Annotated in this window: 13 protein-coding genes; 1 reads left to right on the plus strand and 12 read right to left on the minus strand. The window is 50.7% G+C overall.

The features are described from left to right. Positions 1–10: 10 nt before the first annotated feature. From E1757_RS28590 to E1757_RS28640, 11 genes are all read right to left on the minus strand, one after another. Positions 11–1,294, minus strand: coding sequence for an MFS transporter (locus E1757_RS28590; RefSeq protein WP_246079609.1), 1,284 nt, complete (start codon positions 1,292–1,294; stop codon positions 11–13). An 11-nt stretch (positions 1,295–1,305) separates the two neighbouring features. Further along, positions 1,306–2,886, minus strand: a complete 1,581-nt coding sequence (locus tag E1757_RS28595; protein ID WP_133234640.1) for a response regulator transcription factor — start codon at positions 2,884–2,886, stop codon at positions 1,306–1,308. Continuing rightward, complete coding sequence (locus E1757_RS28600; protein ID WP_165972328.1) at positions 2,883–4,676, minus strand: sensor histidine kinase; 1,794 nt, start codon at positions 4,674–4,676, stop codon at positions 2,883–2,885. Before E1757_RS28600 ends, E1757_RS28595 begins: the two co-directional genes overlap by 4 nt. A gap of 114 nt (positions 4,677–4,790) precedes the next feature. After that, positions 4,791–5,618 carry a carbohydrate ABC transporter permease gene (locus tag E1757_RS28605; protein WP_133234644.1) on the minus strand — a complete coding sequence of 276 codons (828 nt, stop codon included), beginning with the start codon at positions 5,616–5,618 and terminating at the stop codon, positions 4,791–4,793. Positions 5,619–5,642: 24 nt separating this feature from the next. Beyond that, complete coding sequence (locus E1757_RS28610) at positions 5,643–6,515, minus strand: carbohydrate ABC transporter permease (RefSeq protein ID WP_133234646.1); 873 nt, start codon at positions 6,513–6,515, stop codon at positions 5,643–5,645. Positions 6,516–6,539: 24 nt separating this feature from the next. Next, on the minus strand, positions 6,540–7,667 hold the full coding sequence (locus E1757_RS28615; protein WP_133234648.1) for a Gfo/Idh/MocA family protein: 1,128 nt from the start codon (positions 7,665–7,667) through the stop codon (positions 6,540–6,542). 1 nt (position 7,668) lies between these two features. Beyond that, positions 7,669–8,490, minus strand: a complete 822-nt coding sequence (locus E1757_RS28620) for a sugar phosphate isomerase/epimerase family protein (RefSeq protein ID WP_133234650.1) — start codon at positions 8,488–8,490, stop codon at positions 7,669–7,671. Between the two features lie 67 nt (positions 8,491–8,557). After that, complete coding sequence (locus E1757_RS28625; RefSeq protein ID WP_133234652.1) at positions 8,558–9,895, minus strand: extracellular solute-binding protein; 1,338 nt, start codon at positions 9,893–9,895, stop codon at positions 8,558–8,560. Between the two features lie 324 nt (positions 9,896–10,219). Further along, positions 10,220–11,557, minus strand: coding sequence for a 6-phospho-beta-glucosidase (locus E1757_RS28630; protein ID WP_133234654.1), 1,338 nt, complete (start codon positions 11,555–11,557; stop codon positions 10,220–10,222). Continuing rightward, positions 11,554–12,537, minus strand: coding sequence for an N-acetylglucosamine kinase (locus E1757_RS28635; protein ID WP_133234656.1), 984 nt, complete (start codon positions 12,535–12,537; stop codon positions 11,554–11,556). Before E1757_RS28635 ends, E1757_RS28630 begins: the two co-directional genes overlap by 4 nt. A gap of 24 nt (positions 12,538–12,561) precedes the next feature. Further along, positions 12,562–14,172: a gamma-glutamyltransferase family protein gene (locus E1757_RS28640; RefSeq protein ID WP_133234714.1), complete on the minus strand. Its 1,611-nt coding sequence runs from the start codon at positions 14,170–14,172 to the stop codon at positions 12,562–12,564. Between the two features lie 396 nt (positions 14,173–14,568). Between E1757_RS28640 and ytfJ the strand changes: the two genes are divergently transcribed. Then, positions 14,569–14,943: a GerW family sporulation protein gene (ytfJ, locus tag E1757_RS28645; protein WP_133234658.1), complete on the plus strand. Its 375-nt coding sequence runs from the start codon at positions 14,569–14,571 to the stop codon at positions 14,941–14,943. Here ytfJ and ppk1 read toward each other — a convergent pair. Then, positions 14,937–17,105 (minus strand): polyphosphate kinase 1, encoded by a 2,169-nt coding sequence (ppk1, locus tag E1757_RS28650; protein ID WP_133234660.1) that lies wholly within the window; start codon positions 17,103–17,105, stop codon positions 14,937–14,939. The genes ytfJ and ppk1 overlap by 7 nt on opposite strands. Between the last annotated feature and the right edge of the window lie 104 nt (positions 17,106–17,209).

Consider the following 17,209-nt stretch of genomic DNA (forward strand, 5'->3'; position numbering starts at 1 on the left):
CTTCATGTTATTACTTTTCATCTAAATTCATGTCAGCAGACGCGCTCCGTTTCATAAGCGCAAAAACGCCCAAAAACCCTGCCAGCCCCATCAAGGCCAATATCGAACCAAACTGGTACATGGCCACTGCACCCAAATTTTGGAACACCCAGCCGCCGGCAATGCCGGCTATAATTCCGGACAAGCCGCCCCAACTAAGCGCATATAACGCCTGACCCGAAGCCCGGTATTCCATCGGAACCAACTTAAAGGTCAACTGCGTGCCGATATAATAGTAGCCGCCAAACGTGACCCCGTTAAGAACTTGAATGCCGACCACCTCATACGGCGAGGTCGCCAGTGACATCAGCAGCCATCTGCCTGCATACAGCAAGCTGACCACGGCCAGACATAAAATCATCGTCCGGTTATTTTTGGGCAGCAGCCGGTCAAACAGCAGAAAAACCGGAATTTCAAAGATGGACGTTAAAAAGGCCGCCAGCCCGACCAGCCCTTCCTTTCCCCCCAAATCGGAAATGTAAATCGGCATAAACGTCAAATTCATCCCGTTCGGAACGGAAATTAAAACGCTGATGACAAGAAAAGCGACAAATTGCCTGTTCGCAAAAATCCGCATATAACCGCCTCGCTGCACGTCCGCTTTCGGCCGCGGTTTGCCCCGTGGAAGAACGAAGGCTATGGCTATAGCAATCAGCATCAGCACGCTGTATACGACCCAAAACCGCTCAATCCCCAGAAAACTGAGTATCGGCCCCGCCGCTGCAGCCATCATCGCCCAACCCAGCGACCCCCAGACCCGAAACTCTCCGAATCGCCGGCCCGTATGTTCAATCGTATCCAGAATCAGACTGCTGCTTTGTGAAAACAAGGGGCTTTGGAAAAAAAAGTAGACCAGCATTAGCACGAACAGCAAGGTGCCCGTAACTCCCAAAAAGACGGATTGCATAACAACCGCATTGCCTATCAGCAGCACAATCAGAACCAGCTTGATATTACGCCACCGATCGCTCCAGTATCCCCAGAAAGGATTGGCCAGTATGGCAATAAACGGCCCCCCGGCGAGCAGCATGCCGATCTGCAGCGACGGTACCCCGACCTCTTTTAGATAAAGCGGAAAAAATGAAGAGTAAATCGCAATTGCGCCGTAAACAAAAAAGTTAAAGCTCTTGATAACGGCAAATGACCGCGTCTTCAGTCCGGAAGCCGCCTCCATGATGCGCTTCATCTCCTTATCCGAACAAGCAAGTCTGTCCAACGGGACGGCATTCCATCGCTCGTCGCGAAAGTCAATCACCGGACAGGCTCCTAGGTCGGTGTCGTTTCCGCAAGCTTGCGGTATTGTGTAGGCGTAACTCCTGTATTTGACTTAAACATGGAGCAGAAATATTTATAGTCGTTGTACCCGACCTTCTCGGCAATTTCGAATACCCGGTCATGTGTTCCGCTGAGAAAAGCTTTGGCATGCCCGATCCGCACTTCATTTAAATATTCGGCAAACCCTTTGCCAAACGACTGATTAAAGACGATGCTGAAATAATTCGGCGTAATTTTCAACCAGGCCGCTACCTCAGACGCTTTTAAATCCGTGCTGTAATGCGCCTCGATGTACTTTTTGACACGATCGATCGTCCAATGATTTTTCCCGTTGACCGAGGCTTGGATCAGAGTAAACAGCGACAATAGCTCACGGCGGATCCGCGCCTCCAGAGCCCGATACGAGTTGCAGGCATACGGATCGACATCACCGGATAATAAGGCTTCGATTTCATCGGTCAGCTCAACACTGCTTGTTCTTAACCTGCGCCGAATCACAATCTTCAGCTCTTTGGCGGCCCGGATCATATCCGCCGGCAAATACTCCCGTTCCCTGGATTGTGCCATTAATTTCTCCAGCACCTCTTCAAGTTCGCCGATGCTCCCGTTGAACAACGCGTTCAGCAGCTGCTTTTCAATCTCCACAGATGTGAGCAGGGCTTGTGGTTTTTGCCTCCGGGCTATCTCCTCCTGAAATAATACGGTCCGGTCTTCCATCGCGCCGCCGAGCTGAACGGTTGCAATAGCCGCTTCACAATGAGCATAAGCGCCGTTCAAATCGTGAAATTCAGCCGATACGCCAAAAAGGGTCCACGGTCTCTCCGCAGTCGGCGATGCTGCATCGCTTAACGCGGCAATCAGCTGCTCCCGGTTGTTTTCTTTGGCCTCCATGCACAACGTAATCAGCAAATTCGGATGATGAAAAAAAGATACGGCTTCACATCCAAGCTGAGTCAGTGCATGATGCACCGACTGTTCCCAGGTTTGCCGAACCGTCTGCTGTTCTTCCTCCGCAGCCTCTTCGGCCCAGATCGCATAATCCTCCAGCTGGCTTGCCAAAAACCGGAAGCTGCGCACTTCAGCTGGAATCGCCGGCGGCCGGATGCCTTCAGACAAAGCACCGCCGCTATTCAGCAAGTGATTCAGCCAATGGAGCCATCCATCGCGAACGATCCCCTTGTTGCGCTCCGCCTCCTGCGTCAACTCACCGCCAATACGTTTCACCATCGCCATCAGTTCATCAACATCGACCGGCTTCAGCAGGTAATCCTCGACACCGATGCGGATAGCTTGCCGCGCGTATTCGAAATCGTCATACCCGCTCAAGATCATAATCCGTATCTGCGGGTAAAGCTCCCGCAGCTTCTTGGATAAGGCGATCCCGTCCATGCCGTCCATATGAATATCCGTCAACACCAGATCGACCGGCAATCGGTCGATCAGTTCCAGCGCTTCCGCTCCGTCGGAAGCTTCGCCCGTGACTTCCGCGTCGATTGTCTCCCACGGGATCGTTTCCCTCAGTCCCCGGCAAATGATAGGCTCGTCATCTACAATCAGCAATTTGATAGTCATAGGGCCTCCTGACCGTTCGTTTGAATTGGAATTCTTAATCGAACGCAAGCTCCAGCCTGGTTGTACTCCGTTGGAAATTCAATGCCAAATCCGCTTCCATAAACAAGTGAGATCAGCTCGTTAATGTTGCTGAGCGCATGCCCTGATACGCTTTCATCAAGGCCTTTTCCATGAATTGCGTTATAGACGGCATTCAAACGATCCGCCGCGAATCCGCTTCCTGTATCCGCCACCTCGATAATTAGCTCGTCCAGAGGGCTCCGGTAGCAGCGGACACGGATGATCCCTTGGCGTCTGGCGACGAAGCCATGCTTGATACTGTTTTCAACCATTGGCTGAATAAGCCGCCTAGGCAGTACAACCTGTTCCAGATTCGCCTCCATCAGCAACGAGAAGCTCAGCTTGCTGCCCATCCGCTTCTGCTGTAAATTCAGGTAAGCGCGGACGAACTCCAGCTCATCGCCCAAGGTCGCCGTCTGCTTCTCGCGGTTCAAGCTCATCCGGAAAAACCCGGATAACGCTTCGATCAGCTGACTGGTTTCCGGCGCCTTCTCCAGTCGTGCCGTCCATCTGATCATATCCAGCGTATTGTACAGAAAGTGTGGGTCCATCTGGCTCTGCAGAATACGCAGCTCGGACTCCTTTTGCTGAATTTCCAGCTTATATTTCTTGTCGATCAAATCCTTGATCGTTAACACCATGTTATTGAACTGCCGGCCCAAATCCCCGATTTCATCACGGGAGCGGGCCGTCACACGGGCTGAGAAATCGCCGATTTTCAACCGGCTTGTTTGTTTTTTCAGCTCAAGAATCGGACGGATAATCGTCAGCTCGAAGCCGATTAATGCGAGCAAACCGAATATAAATACAAGCAAGAACAAGATTTGCAGCGTAACCTTCAGTCCATTCGTTTCCGCGACCATCGTTTTCTCTTTGATCATGGTGACAATGCTCCAACCGGTGGAGCGCATTTTCTTATAAATGACTACATAGTTGCTTCCGTTAATTTCCATTTCCGCAACTTGGCCCGAAGACTTGGATACGGTCTTTAGCAGTTCTTCATTGGGATAGAGCCTGCCTATAAGCTGCTCTTCCCCACCTGCCATCACCGTACCGTCCGGCCGCAAAATAAAGATCGAGCCTTGCTGCTCGGGAACCGCCGCCTTCAGCAAAGTGGAAATTTCCGATTCATTCAACCGGACAATGACCAGTCCCGCCGTTTTCGATAAATCATCAAATGAATTAATAATGCGGAATAAGGAAATTACGCGTTTCGGTCCGGACCAGGGACTGAACAGCGGATAAGAATTCGACCATACGATCCCGCCCCGGTTTTGCTTCGCCAGATCGATCCAGGGCTGCTCCGGCCCCTCGACCGGCTCGCCCAACTGCATCGTATTGCCGTTTAACCCTTTTAAGGTAATCGATTTAATATAGCTTTTGGACATCAGCTGAAAAGCGACGAAGCCTTCGATAGAGGCCCGGTAGGCATTAAGCTGATCCAGCGTCTCCGGCGTTTCCACCGTTTGCATAAATCCCCGGAAATCTTTTTGATAAATCATATAATCGGTCATATCGCCTACGGTTTTAATCTTTTCATAGAGGTTCATCTCAATGGTGTTCAGATTTTTTTCTGTAGAATCGATAAACTGCTGGCGTAAAATAATATCGTACCGGTTCAGAAACGCATAGCCGACCAGCAGCGATGGGAGCGTAACCAACAGGACGAAGATTGCCACCGATTTTTTTCTCAAGTTGATGTTTGCCCATCTGAATGGATTCTTCTTCATTGCCTGGTGCCTCCCCCTAACGGATTCCTGGAGCTGACGAGCCAGGTTGTCCGGTATCCGTCTTCTTCCTTCTATCATATAGGAAGGTTCTAGCGGGATGCTACTGGAAATTCGTTATCCCTTTACCGCTCCCGCGGTCATCCCCTGTACCAGTTGTTTCTCCAGCAGCAGATAGAATGTCACCACAGGCAGCAGCGCCATGGTTAAAGCGGCCATCTGCATCGTCTGGAATTTCATTTCAGTCCCGGCAAAGTTGGCAAGTCCGAGAGGCAGCGTTTTGAGGCCGTTTTTACTGATCAGCACCAGGGCAAACAAAAACTCGTTCCAGTTATAAATGAAGTTGATAATGATGACAGTCGCCAAAGCCGGGCGGGTCATCGGCAAAATAATGGACCAGAAAATCCGGTAAGCTCCGGCCCCGTCGATGATCGCCGATTCTTCAATATCCTTCGGAAACGACTTCATAAAACCAACCAGAATGAAGATGGTAATCGAAAGATGGAACGCTGTATACGGCAATACGAGAGACAGATGTGTGTTCAAAATTCCGAGTTTCTTCATTAATATAAAGATCGGCACCAGGGTAGCATGAATCGGAATGGTCATCCCGATCACGAATAAGCCGTATACCCATTTGGACCACTTGAACTCAAATCTGGCGATAAAATAGGAAGCCAACGCGCCAAGCAGCACCGTTAAAATAATAGAAGCAATCGTTACGTACAAACTGTTCCAGAAATATGTTCCCAGATGGGCGACCTGCCATGCCTTTGAAAAGTTGCTAAAGTCCCACACTTTCGGAAGTCCCATGGGATTGACCGAAAACTCTTCTTCGGCCTTAAAGGCATTGATCATCATCCAAAGGATAGGAAGCACATTCGCCAAACTGACAATTGCCAGAAATATATGAAGCGACGAAGTTTTAACCCGTGATAGCTGCATAGTGCCTCCTTTCGCCATAGTTGCTTATCGGTTGCGTTGTGTGAGCAATTTGGCGGCGTAAATGGCGATAAGACTGAACAATAAAATGAGCATGGAAACCGCGCTTCCGTTGCCGAAACTCATGTTTTGGAAAGCACTGTTGTACATGTAAATCGTCATGACCTCGGTGTTATGAGCCGGACCTCCGCCCGTCATTACATAAATCAGATCAAATACGCGGAAACTATTGCTAATGGCGAAAATCAGTGTGACCCAGATCGTTTCTTTCAGCATCGGCAGCGTAACATACCAGAAATGCTTCCATCCGGTCGCTCCGTCCATAACGGCGGCTTCCTTGATTTCTTCCGGGATATTTTGCAAGCCCGCTAAAAAAATGACCATAAAAAATCCGTAGTTTTGCCAAATGTACGTGATACTGACGGAAAGCATTCCGAATTTCGGACTGCCGAGCCAATCCTGCCTCCAAGCATCCAGGCCGATCAAATCAAGCATGCCGTTCAGCAAACCCGATTCAATCTTAAATACCATGCCCCAAATAATCGACACGATAACCGCTGAAATAACTACCGGCATAAACAGGACCGAACGATAGGCTTTGATCCCTCTGAGCGAGCGGTTGAGCAGCAGCGCAAACAACAGCCCTACCGGCAATTGGCCGAAAATCCCGGTAACCATCATAAAAATATTGTTGGAAACCCCCTTCCAGAAAATACCGTCCTTCAGGGTCATCACATAGTTGTCCAATCCGGTAAATTTCATCGGAGACAGTCCGTCCCAGTTGAAGAACGAATAATAAAAGGACATGCCGATCGGTACCAGCGCGATTCCGATATAAATCACCATGGCCGGCAGCATTCCGAAAAACGCCGTCCATCCTGCTCGTTTTAATGCATGCATATGCAGCCTCCGTTCACAGTTAAGTTACATATTGACAGCAAGCGATCGGGATTTGGCTGCAATTTCACCCGCCGTGACTTCGCGCCCCAATGCGTCCGATAAATATAAGCCTTCACTGATCAGCATGGTCGCAAGCGCGATTTCCGCCGTTGGCAGGAGCTCCACTCTTCCTTGCAAAGAGGCAATCCAATGCTTCTGCGAGGAATCGTAGGCCTCTTCGGTTTCCCGCATCCGATGCCAGCGGACATCCATGCGATTGAGATCAATCGTGCTGTTCAGGTCGAGATCCACCACTGTCGTATGGAAGCTGAATTCCCCTGTCTGCTCGCCTGAGTGGTACGATGGCAAGCGGATGCCGCCCTTCGAGCCAACAATGCTGCTGCCTTCAATTCCACCCAGATTTACAGCCCAAGCTTCAAAAATATCCAGCGTCACCCCGCCTTTGAAGGTAACGAAGCCCAGCGCCAGCTCTTCTACGTCAAACCCGCTGATCTGCCGGCGTTCCGGGTCCATATCCATCTCCTGGATCATTCTTCCAGTAAGCCGCTCCACTTCCGTCACATTAAGCAAATAAAGCATCTGGGCGATATGATAAACGCCCATATCCAACAAAGCGCCGCCTCCGGCACTGGCTTTTCGGGTAAAATGCACGGTGCCGAAACCGTCTGCATATGGCCGGCCCCTGCGGCGGAAACCGTTCGAACGTGCATGAAACACCCGGCCTAATTGTCCGTCTTCAATCAGTGCCTTAGCGGCTTTAGTTTCTTTCTTGTAAAAGGTTCCGAGCTGAATGTGCAGCTTCTTCCCGCATTCGCGGGCTGCCTCCAGCATCGAAACTCCATCATAATAAGAGCCGGCAATCGGCTTCTCGCAATAAACATGCTTCCCTGCCCTGAGAGCGGCGATCGTAAGAGGAGCATGAAAATTATTGTGCAGGCACACATCCACCGCATCGATGTCGTCTCTTGCCAGCATTTCCTTGTAATCCGTATACACATTCGGAATCCCGAATTTTTCCGCCGACAAGCGCGCTTCTTGCTCGTTGATATCGCACACAGCTACAATTTCAGCGCCGGGAATTCCGGCATACTCCTGCAAATGCACTTTTCCGATAATGCCCGCGCCGATGACGCCGATTCTTATTCGCTGCACCCTATTGTCCTCCGTTTCCTTGCTCCGGGCCGGCGGCTCCGGCCTTGGCCAACAGGCGCTTGGCGGAGGCTAATGCCCATTCCAGCTCAATGTAAGGATGAGACTGGGCGTTATATTCAACAGCCCAGTCTCCTTGATAGCCCTGATCCATCAGCATTCGCATGATGTCCGCTGTTGTTTCCGAGGATAACCTGGCTGCATCCAGATGAACATGATTCACCCAAGGTGCAAGCAATGGTTCACCAGGCTCCTCCGCGTCTTGCCATCGTCCGATATGCAGCAGCACGCCATAACCCGGATGGTCGACCGCTTCAGCGAGACGCTTCATCCAATGCGGATCGAGCGATATGCCGGTATGATTTTCCGGCCCTATCGTGTATCCGAAGTCCGCCGCTCGCTGCGCGTATTCCTTATACCGCATCACGGTGTATTCGAACTGTTCCTCCGAAGGCTCCACAGGTCCGCGACTTGTGTCGATCCGCACCGTCCGGGCTCCCAGAAGCTCAGCCGCCCGCAGATAGTCCAGCGCATTCTTGTGCAGGATCTCCCGGATGCCGGGGTCCGGGTCCCATAAATGGGCCCGGTCAATCGCAAAGTTGGCAACCGTCAATTGTTTCTCATCCAAGGATCGTTTAATTTTCCGTAAATCACCGTCATCGGCAACCGGGTAGTAAGGGTTGCTCCGATCCGTGAAGAAGCCGTTCCATAAGTCGACGGACTTTAATCCGAAACGATGCCGGGCGGTTTCCAAATAACCGTAAATGTCCATTTCCCCAGAGCTAAGCAGCTGATAAAAGGAGAAGCCTCCGATAGAAACGTTCAATGCCCTAACCTCCCTAATCCGGTCAAATTCACAATGCTGGCGTTAACAATGCTCATACTCCCATGTACTACTTTTTCGATTTATCCACGGCTTCCTGCAGCTCCTTAGCCACTTGCTCGGCCGTCTTTTGTTTCGTAATGATAGCTTGAATGCCGTTTTCGATCGAATCTTTCACCGCAGGCTGCATTACGGCGTCAAACACGAGTGCGGAGCCGTTCTGCGTCAACTTCAGCATTTCTTTCAAGTACGGGCTGGTGTCTGCAGGCGCCTCAACTTTGGCCGGCACGACAATGCCTTTGCTCATCAGGTTTTGGTACAATTCAGGCGCGTAGAAATATTTCAGGAACCGGAAAGCCGCTTCCTTCTTAGCGCCGGTCAGGTTCTTGCTCAAGCTGATACCGTATTGAATAACACCCGCGCTCTTCGTTGGATCTCCTTTACCTCCGCTGATCGCCGGAAACAAGGCGATACCGATATTTTCGGCAGCCGCTTTATCCGGATTGCCGCCTCTAAACTTCGTATCGATGGTGGAACTGGTCATCGTCATAGCCGCTTTCTTCTGCAAGAAATAATCTTGCTGCTGAACTTCATCCATGGTGTTGATATCCGCATTAAAGGCATCGATCTTCACGAGATCGGAAATGACGTTTAAAGCTTTGACATAGTCAGGATCGGTAAACTTAGCTTCGCCTTTGTTTACTTTTATCAAGAAATCACTGCCGAGAATCCGGTCTTCTACTGGCGACATAAAGGTCGATTGCATCGGCCATTTGTTTTTATTGCCGATCGCCAGCGGGGTAACACCGGAATCCTTTAATTTTTTGGCCAGATCGAGGAAATCTTCGTAAGTTTTAGGGAACTCATTATAGCCGACTTTCGCCAACATATCCTTATGATAATAAATAATGTCAACAAATGTCATTTTGGTCGGAACCGCATATTGCTTGCCGTTGACGTTGTATCCTGCCAGCGCTTGAGGCGGCAATATATCTTTCCAGGTGCCCATAATTTCATCAAGCGGCATGAGCACATCGGCGGCAATGTACGGCTCAATCTCTACACTCGGGAACATGACAAACATATCCGGCAAGCTGTTGCCCGCCGCTTCTGTACGAAGTTTGGTGCGGTATTGGGCTGACGGGACATCCTGGGCTTCAATCTTGATGTCGGGATTCAGTTCCAAAAACTTTTTGATCCGCTCCTTGTAAATCAAATTGTCTACGTTTGGACTGGACCAGTTGTATTCCATGGTCAATGTTACGGGTTCTTTCGAATCATTTGCCGGGGCAGTGCCTCCATTGCCACTGGCCTGCTCAGGCGCTTCCGTACCTCCACAGCCTGAAATCGCAGCTGCCATTGCAGCCGAAGCAGTAACCAACATTGTTTTGCGAATCGCGTTTTTCACTAGACCATTCCCCTTTTCAATGTCATTATCCTTAACACCAAACCTCACATACCAATTATAAGCTCATTTGTATCCGCTTAACCATCCCATAGAAATATAAAAATGTTTAAATTTTTAAACTGGATCCATTTTTTTGACTGTTTTCTTGATTTTATGTTAGTTTTTATAACATTAAAGTAAGCGTATTCATTTGAAATCTGATTTTTCAATGTTTATGTCAGCTTTAGTGTGTCCCGAAAAAAGAAAAAAGCCAAGCGATCTCAAATCGCCGGCTATTTTCGCTTTTTTACCGCAGATAATGTGACACCGCTGCTCTGTTTTAACTCATTTGGATGGCGTTGGAATTTGTTGGAATAGACTCAGCCACACCCTATTTTCTTGCAAAATCTCATCCAGCACCACTTTGGCGAGAGTCGCGTCGCCCACCAAAGGATGCAGGGTCAAAGCCTCCAATCCAGCCTCATAGCTGCCTTCGACTGCAGCCTTCACCGTTAGCTCTTCGTACGCCTTGACCACTTGAAGCATACCTCGCATATGGGCGGTAACCGGAGCTGAAGGCTGAATCGGATGCGCTCCTGCGGCATCGATGACACAGTTGATTTCGACCGAGGCGTCGTCCGGCAGAAACGGCAAAACTCCGTTGTTTTTGACGTTTACCGTCTGGATATTGCCCGTGTTGTTGTAAATCGCCCGGATCAGATTGACCGCAGCTTCGGAGTAAAAAGCTCCGCCCCGCTTCTCCAGCTGAGGGGGCTTCACGGTCAGCGCCTTGTCCTTATACAGCTCGAACAGCTCCTCTTCAACCCTTAGCACATCATCCGCCCGCGTAGTGCCGTGCTCCTGAAATTTTTCCTGCATATGGCTGAGCATCTTATTGCGCATGTAGTAATACCGGTGATAGCTGCACGGCAATGCGCCAACCGCTTGCAGAAACTCATCGTCCCACTCGAAATCAGGAATATTTTTCATCGTCAGTCCGCTCGATCCCGCCGCTTTGCTCAAGAAGCTGCGGGTCATATCTTCGCCGTCTACCCAAATACGGGTCGTCCAGTTCAAGTGATTGATGCCCACCATTTCGGTTTGCACCCTCGCCGCATCGATGCCGTAAATGTCCGCAATCTGCATACGGGTACCGATCGGCAGATTGCACAGCCCTACCGTACGGACGCTCGAATGCTTGATTACCGCTTCGGTGACGATTCCGGCAGGATTGGTGAAATTGACGAGGAATGCGTCAGGCGCGAGCTCCTCCATGTCCTTGCAAATATCCAGAATGACCGGAATAGTGCGCAGCGCCTTGGCGAACCCTCCGGCACCGGTCGTTTCCTGTCCGATCAGCCCGTGCTTGAGCGGAATTTTCTCGTCGCGAGAGCGTGCCGCCAATAAGCCGATGCGCATTTGCGTAGCCACAAAATCGGCTCCGGCAATGGCTTCCCGCCGGTTCAAGGTCATGCCGAGCCGGATGGGAACTCCGGCCGCCGCAATCATCCGCTCTGCCAGACGGCCCACCGTCTCCAGCTTGTCTTTGCCCTCTTCGACATCGACCAACACCAGCTCCGTAACCGGCAGCTCCTTGTAATGCTTGATAAATCCTTCCACCAGCTCGGGCGTGTACGACGATCCTCCGCCGATAACGGCAATTTTCAAACCTGATTTTTTCATGATTTGTACCCTCCGTAGCTTATGAATTTATCCATGATCTCCTCCGTTACGGGCAGTTTCAGATGATCCATCGCCAGCAACACCGAGCCGTATACCGGTGACAGCTTGGGCACAATCAGCTCGAAATGGGCATGTTTCTCCGCAATCTTCTCCCGTAAAGCCTGCAGCAAATGGGGGTTGCGGCCTTCTTGCACCACACTGCCGACCAGCACGATCGGTATGGTCGCAGAAGCATCGAACCCGCCCAAGCGCTCGATGACCGAATTAGCCGCCAGCCCCAGCTCCTTCCCGGAGCCGCGCAGCAGTTCAATCGCCAGCTCATCGCCTGCATCCGCCGCCTGATGGAGTACAATCGCCAGTTCGCCCGGCACCTTCTGGACATCGCGGTCGAGAAAGTCGTTTACAAGCTCTTCCATCGTCGCAAAGCCGAAATAGCGGGGTACAAGGTCCGTCAGCAGCGACGGACGCTCCCGCAGCTCCCATGAACGGACTGCGCTGCTGAACGTTTCCCGGGCCAAATCGGGACCGCTCGTTCGGTCTCCGTACAAGGGGCCAAGGCCGCCGGTCTGCACCGATTGGCCTTGGCAGTTGCGCCCGGCTGCATTGGTGCCGTTGCCGCAAACGAGCACAACGCCAATATTGTTAGGGCTGCCCGCCCTTAAGCCCGTCATCGTGTCGCAGACCAAATCCCAGCTGCGGAACGGAAGCTGGCCCAAGGCGGGGAGCAGCAATTCAAAATCTTTGGGCCGGTCGGCCCCTGCCAAGCCGTATTGCACAAAAGCGATATCTTCGTACGCCAGCTGCGCTTCCGCGAGCGCGATGTCTATCGATTCGCGAATATTCGCCATTGCTTTATCCACGCCGAAGTTTTGATGATTGCTGCGCCCGGAGACACCCTGGCCCAGCCGATTGCCCTGCTCGTCGGTAACCACCGTATAGGTTTTGCTGCCTCCTCCATCGATCCCTAGTACGTACGGCATATTAGCCTCCTGTTCGCTATTTGCTTACCATACCGCCACGTGGCCGTCGGCCCGCGGTTCGGTGCCTCCTGCCAGCACACCGGTTTCGGGGTCACGCCAAATAATTTGTCCGCGTCCGAACATGCCCGAATCAAGCGCCCGCTGCACGTTATGGCCTTTGCGTGCCAGCGCTTGCGCGAGATGGTCCGGAAACTGAGGTTCGACCTCAATCGTCTTCTCCCTCAGCCAGCGCCATCTCGGAGCATCCAGTGATGCCTGCGGATTCAGGTGAAAATCAATCGCATTCATGACGACCTGGACATGCGCCTGCGGTTGGATCGAACCGCACATCACGCCGAAGCAGCCCACCGGCCGATCATCCTTGGTGATAAAGCCGGGAATGATGGTGTGGTACGTTTTTTTGCGGGGAGCCAACACGTTAGGATGATCGGGATCCAGCGAGAAACCCGCACCCCGGTTCTGCATGCAGATGCCGGTGCCTGGGATCACCAGCCCCGAGCCAAAATCCCCGGAATGGCTTTGAATAAACGACACCATGTTGCCTTCCCCGTCCGCTGCCGCCAAATACACGGTCCCGCCCTTCGGCGGTTCCCCGGGAGCCGGCATCAGCGCTTCCGTGCCAATTAACGAACGGCGCTGCGCCGCATAACTCTCGGACAGCAGTTCCTCCGCCGTTACCTCCATGTTTCGGGGATCGGTGATGTAGCGAAGCCCGTCAGCATACGCCAGCTTTACGGCTTCTATCTGCTTATGCAGCGTTTCCGGCGTATCCTTGGCATTGAACTCTAGTCCCTTGAGAATATTTAGCGCCATCAGCGCAATAAGGCCTTGTCCGTTGGGCGGCATCTCCCAGACGTCGTACCCCCGATAATTCACGCTAATCGGCTCCATCCACTCCGGACTGTACGCCGCTAGATCCTCCTTGCTCAAATAGCCGCCATGCTCCCGGAAAAAAGCATCGATCCGCTCGGCCAGCTCGCCGCGATAAAACGATTCCGCGTTCGTGTCGGCGATAGAGCGCAGCGTTTGGGCATGTCCCGATGAGCGCCAGAGCTCGCCGCTGTGCGGGGTCCGGCCGCCTGGGGCAAAGACCTCCATCCATGAGCCGTACAAAGCGTCATCATTCAGAGCCTTGATGTTGTGATAGCCCAGCTTCCAGTAGCTGCTGATCGTTGGGGATACGGGAAAGCCTTCCTCGGCGTAGCGGATGGCCGGGGCCAGCACCTCCGACAGGGGCAACCGTCCGAACCGCTCGGACAATACCGCCCAGGAGGCCGGCGTTCCGGGAACCGTTACCGGGAGCAAGCCGTAGGTCGGCATCTTGTCATGACCGGCCGCCCGCACTTGATCGAGCGAAATAGAGCCGGGCGACGGTCCGCTTGCATTGAGTCCGTGCAGCTTGCCTTGCGTCCATACCAAGGCAAATGTATCACCGCCGATGGAATTGGAGTTGGGTTCAACAACTGTCAAACAAGCGGCTGTAGCAATGGCGGCATCGATGGCATTCCCTCCCCGCTTAAGCATTTCAAGCCCGGCTTCTGCCGCCAAAGGTTGGGTAGTTGAAACCATGCCCCGGTTTGCATATTGGACCATTCTTCTGGAATAATAAGGATAATACAGCCCATCATATTGCATCGTCACCAGCATTTCTCCCTTCTTCTGCATCGTTTGAAATCGGCAAATCCCACCTTGGGGGAGCGATTTGATGAATATATTGCCTTTGTTTTTCTCCAGTGTCAATACTCAAAATGCCCTTACCAAGTATGGAACAGCATCTCTTTTCCTATAACTAGTTTAATGATAGCGCTTACAAAAGATTCATAAAAATTTCATATTTACGGTTGCGTCGGCTTTTCTACCATGCCGCTTCATTCGTTATTTGCCAACAAACCCTTGTTTTTCAAACCTCTTCTCACTTTCGTCTGCCCGATTAAAGTACGCAAGTATCTTCTCTTTGAATAGAGACCGTTTATTCTTACCCGATCATGTCCACAATGACATAAAAGAAGTATGATGCGGAAGGTGAATCTTATGTCGGAGCATCCGCTGCAAGCTTTTGTCCAAACGGCGATGGAACAGTTAAAAGAGATGGTGAACGTCAATACAACGATTGGCCAACCGGTTTCGGCGCCGGACGGCACCTTGATCATACCGGTTTGTAAAGTAAGCTACGGATTTGCGGCAGGAGGGAACAACTTGAGTGAGTCATTCGGCGGCGGTACGGGAGGAGGCGTGTCCGTAACACCGCTTGCTTTTTTAATCATAGGCAAAACGGGCGTTCAAACGGTATGTCTTGGAGATTCGTCCAATATATACAATAAAATGTTGGATATGGCGCCCCATCTGCTAGATAAGTTGCAATCTTTAATCAATCATTACCAGTCAGGCTCGACCAACATTCAGTGAACTAAGCTCGACCCGTTGTTATAAGGAGCTACCCCGTGTACCGAAGCCGTTAAAGGGACAATATAGCCGTCATGAATATCCACAACGTTATTTAGCTCAACAATCGCATCGCCCGCTGCAAATTGACTGCGGCAAGGAGGCAGATCATTGTGAGCCATAGTGTACTGCCCATCGGGAAGCAGCTGCCGGGCTTTTACATTATCCTGCAGCAGCAGCAATAAATATTGGATGACTTTAGATTTATGATCTTCATGTAAGACAGGACACATCAGCTCGATGCGCTTGTCCATATTTCTGGTCATCCAGTCCGCGCTGGATATCCACACTTGCGGAGCGCCTGCGTTCTCAAAATAAAATATCCGGGAATGCTCCAAAAAGCGGTCTACTATGCTGCGCACGGTAATATTGCCGCTTAAACCGGATACTCCGGGACGCAGGCAGCATATGCCGCGAACAATCAGATCGATACGGACTCCAGCCTGGGATGCCGCATATAATTCATCGATTAAAGCTTTATTCGATAATGCGTTCATCTTGGCGATGATCTTTGCAGGTTTTCCCGATGCGGCATTTTCCGCTTCGCGTTGAAAAAGGCTGAACAACCGCTGTTTTAAATGCTCCGGAGCCGCGTTAAGGAAATGCCAAAGGCTCGGAGTGGAAAAACCGGTAATTTTGTTAAATAGTTGGGACACATCTTCACCAATACCCGGGTTAGAGGAAAACAAACCTATATCTGTAAATATACGCGCCGAAATTTCATTGTAATTTCCGGTTGCAACATGGATGTAACGTCTAAGCTCATCCGCTTCCCTGCGGACTACCAAAATCATTTTGGCGTGGATTTTCAATCCGGCCAGTCCGTATACAACGTGGCATCCCGCTTTCTCCAGCTCCTTCGCCCATTCAATATTTCTGGCTTCATCAAACCGGGCTTTTAGTTCGACAACAACCGTCACTTGCTTACCCGCTTCTGCCGCCCGGCTAAGAAACCGGATAATTCGCGAATCCCCGTTTACACGGTATAAGGTCATCTTAATAGCCATTACCAAAGGATCCGTCGCCGATTGAAAAATAAAATCGTTTACCGCCTCAAATGACTCGTAGGGGTGAAATACAAGCACATCCTTTTTTTGCAAAACGGAGAAGAAATCAGCCGTATTCTTAAATTCTCCCGGATAGGCAGGTTCAAACCGCGGGTACTTGAGATGCGCGTAGTCTTGCATGGAATTGGAAAACATCATTAAATAGCTCAAATCAACTGGCCCGTCGATCGTTATAAATATACTGTGATCCAGTTCAAGTTCTTTCTTTAACAGATCGAATATAAACGGATCGAATCCCTTTTCAACCTCCAGACGAATCGGCGTCCCCCACTTCCGGGTTCGCAATACCTTCTCTACTTCATCAAGGAGATCGTCTGCGGTTTCTTCGTTTACCTCCAAATCGGCATTGCGGGTTAAGCGGAACGTATGGACGGAAAGCGGCGTATACATGGAAAACAACGTGTGAATGTACTCCTTTATTACATCCTCAAGCAGTATATATTGCCGTTTGTTTCCCTTCATCCCGGCAGGCACTTCAATATACCGCGTTAAATTAGGCGGGATTTCAACCAAGGCAACAAACAGTTCCTTCCCGTTTACATCGGAAGATTGTTTTAAAACAACGGCCGCATACACGCTTTTGCTGCGAAGTAATGGAAAAGGACGACTTTTGTCAATGGCCAAAGGAGTAAGCACAGGAAATACTTTTTGAAAATAGTAGGCTTCGATTTCCTTCTTCTGCCCGGCCTCCAGATCACGGTAAGCGGCAAACTCAATCCCCTCTTGCCTCAACAATTCCGTAATTCGTTCATTGGTTTTATACTGATCAGCAACCAATTGCTCTATTATCGTGATGATGTTTTCCAGTAATTGCCGCGGGGTAAAACCAGTGAAATCCGCATCGTTATGGCCCGATTTGATTTTATCGATAATCCCGGCAGCCCTAATGCTTACAAACTCATCCAAATTGGTTGAAACAATGGATATAAATTTAGTCCGTTCCAATAAGGGAGTGCTCTCGTCTTGAGCCTCTTGAAGAACGCGCTTGTTAAATTGAAGCCAGCTTATTTCGCGATTGATGTAGTTGATGTCAGATTTGCGTTCCGCAACGGTTTTCACAGCGCGCCTCCACCCGGTTTATCCTTTTTTTCTCAATAATAAAGCCCCTAGTTTTCGAAACAGTTTCCATGTTGCACTGGGCCGGAACACAATAGTGCCGGGGT

This window comes from Paenibacillus piri (assembly GCF_004354045.1).
Classification (GTDB): Bacteria; Bacillota; Bacilli; order Paenibacillales; family NBRC-103111; genus Paenibacillus_S; species Paenibacillus_S piri.

Coding starts and splice junctions, on each gene's coding strand:
- E1757_RS28605 (WP_133234644.1), bottom strand. CDS start 5,618: ATGCAGCTATCACGGGTTAAAACTTCGTCGCTTCATATATTTCTGGCA.
- E1757_RS28640 (WP_133234714.1), bottom strand. CDS start 14,172: ATGCAATATGATGGGCTGTATTATCCTTATTATTCCAGAAGAATGGTC.
- ytfJ (WP_133234658.1), top strand. CDS start 14,569: ATGTCGGAGCATCCGCTGCAAGCTTTTGTCCAAACGGCGATGGAACAG.
- E1757_RS28630 (WP_133234654.1), bottom strand. CDS start 11,557: ATGAAAAAATCAGGTTTGAAAATTGCCGTTATCGGCGGAGGATCGTCG.
- E1757_RS28600 (WP_165972328.1), bottom strand. CDS start 4,676: ATGAAGAAGAATCCATTCAGATGGGCAAACATCAACTTGAGAAAAAAA.
- E1757_RS28610 (WP_133234646.1), bottom strand. CDS start 6,515: ATGCATGCATTAAAACGAGCAGGATGGACGGCGTTTTTCGGAATGCTG.
- E1757_RS28595 (WP_133234640.1), bottom strand. CDS start 2,886: ATGACTATCAAATTGCTGATTGTAGATGACGAGCCTATCATTTGCCGG.
- E1757_RS28635 (WP_133234656.1), bottom strand. CDS start 12,537: ATGCCGTACGTACTAGGGATCGATGGAGGAGGCAGCAAAACCTATACG.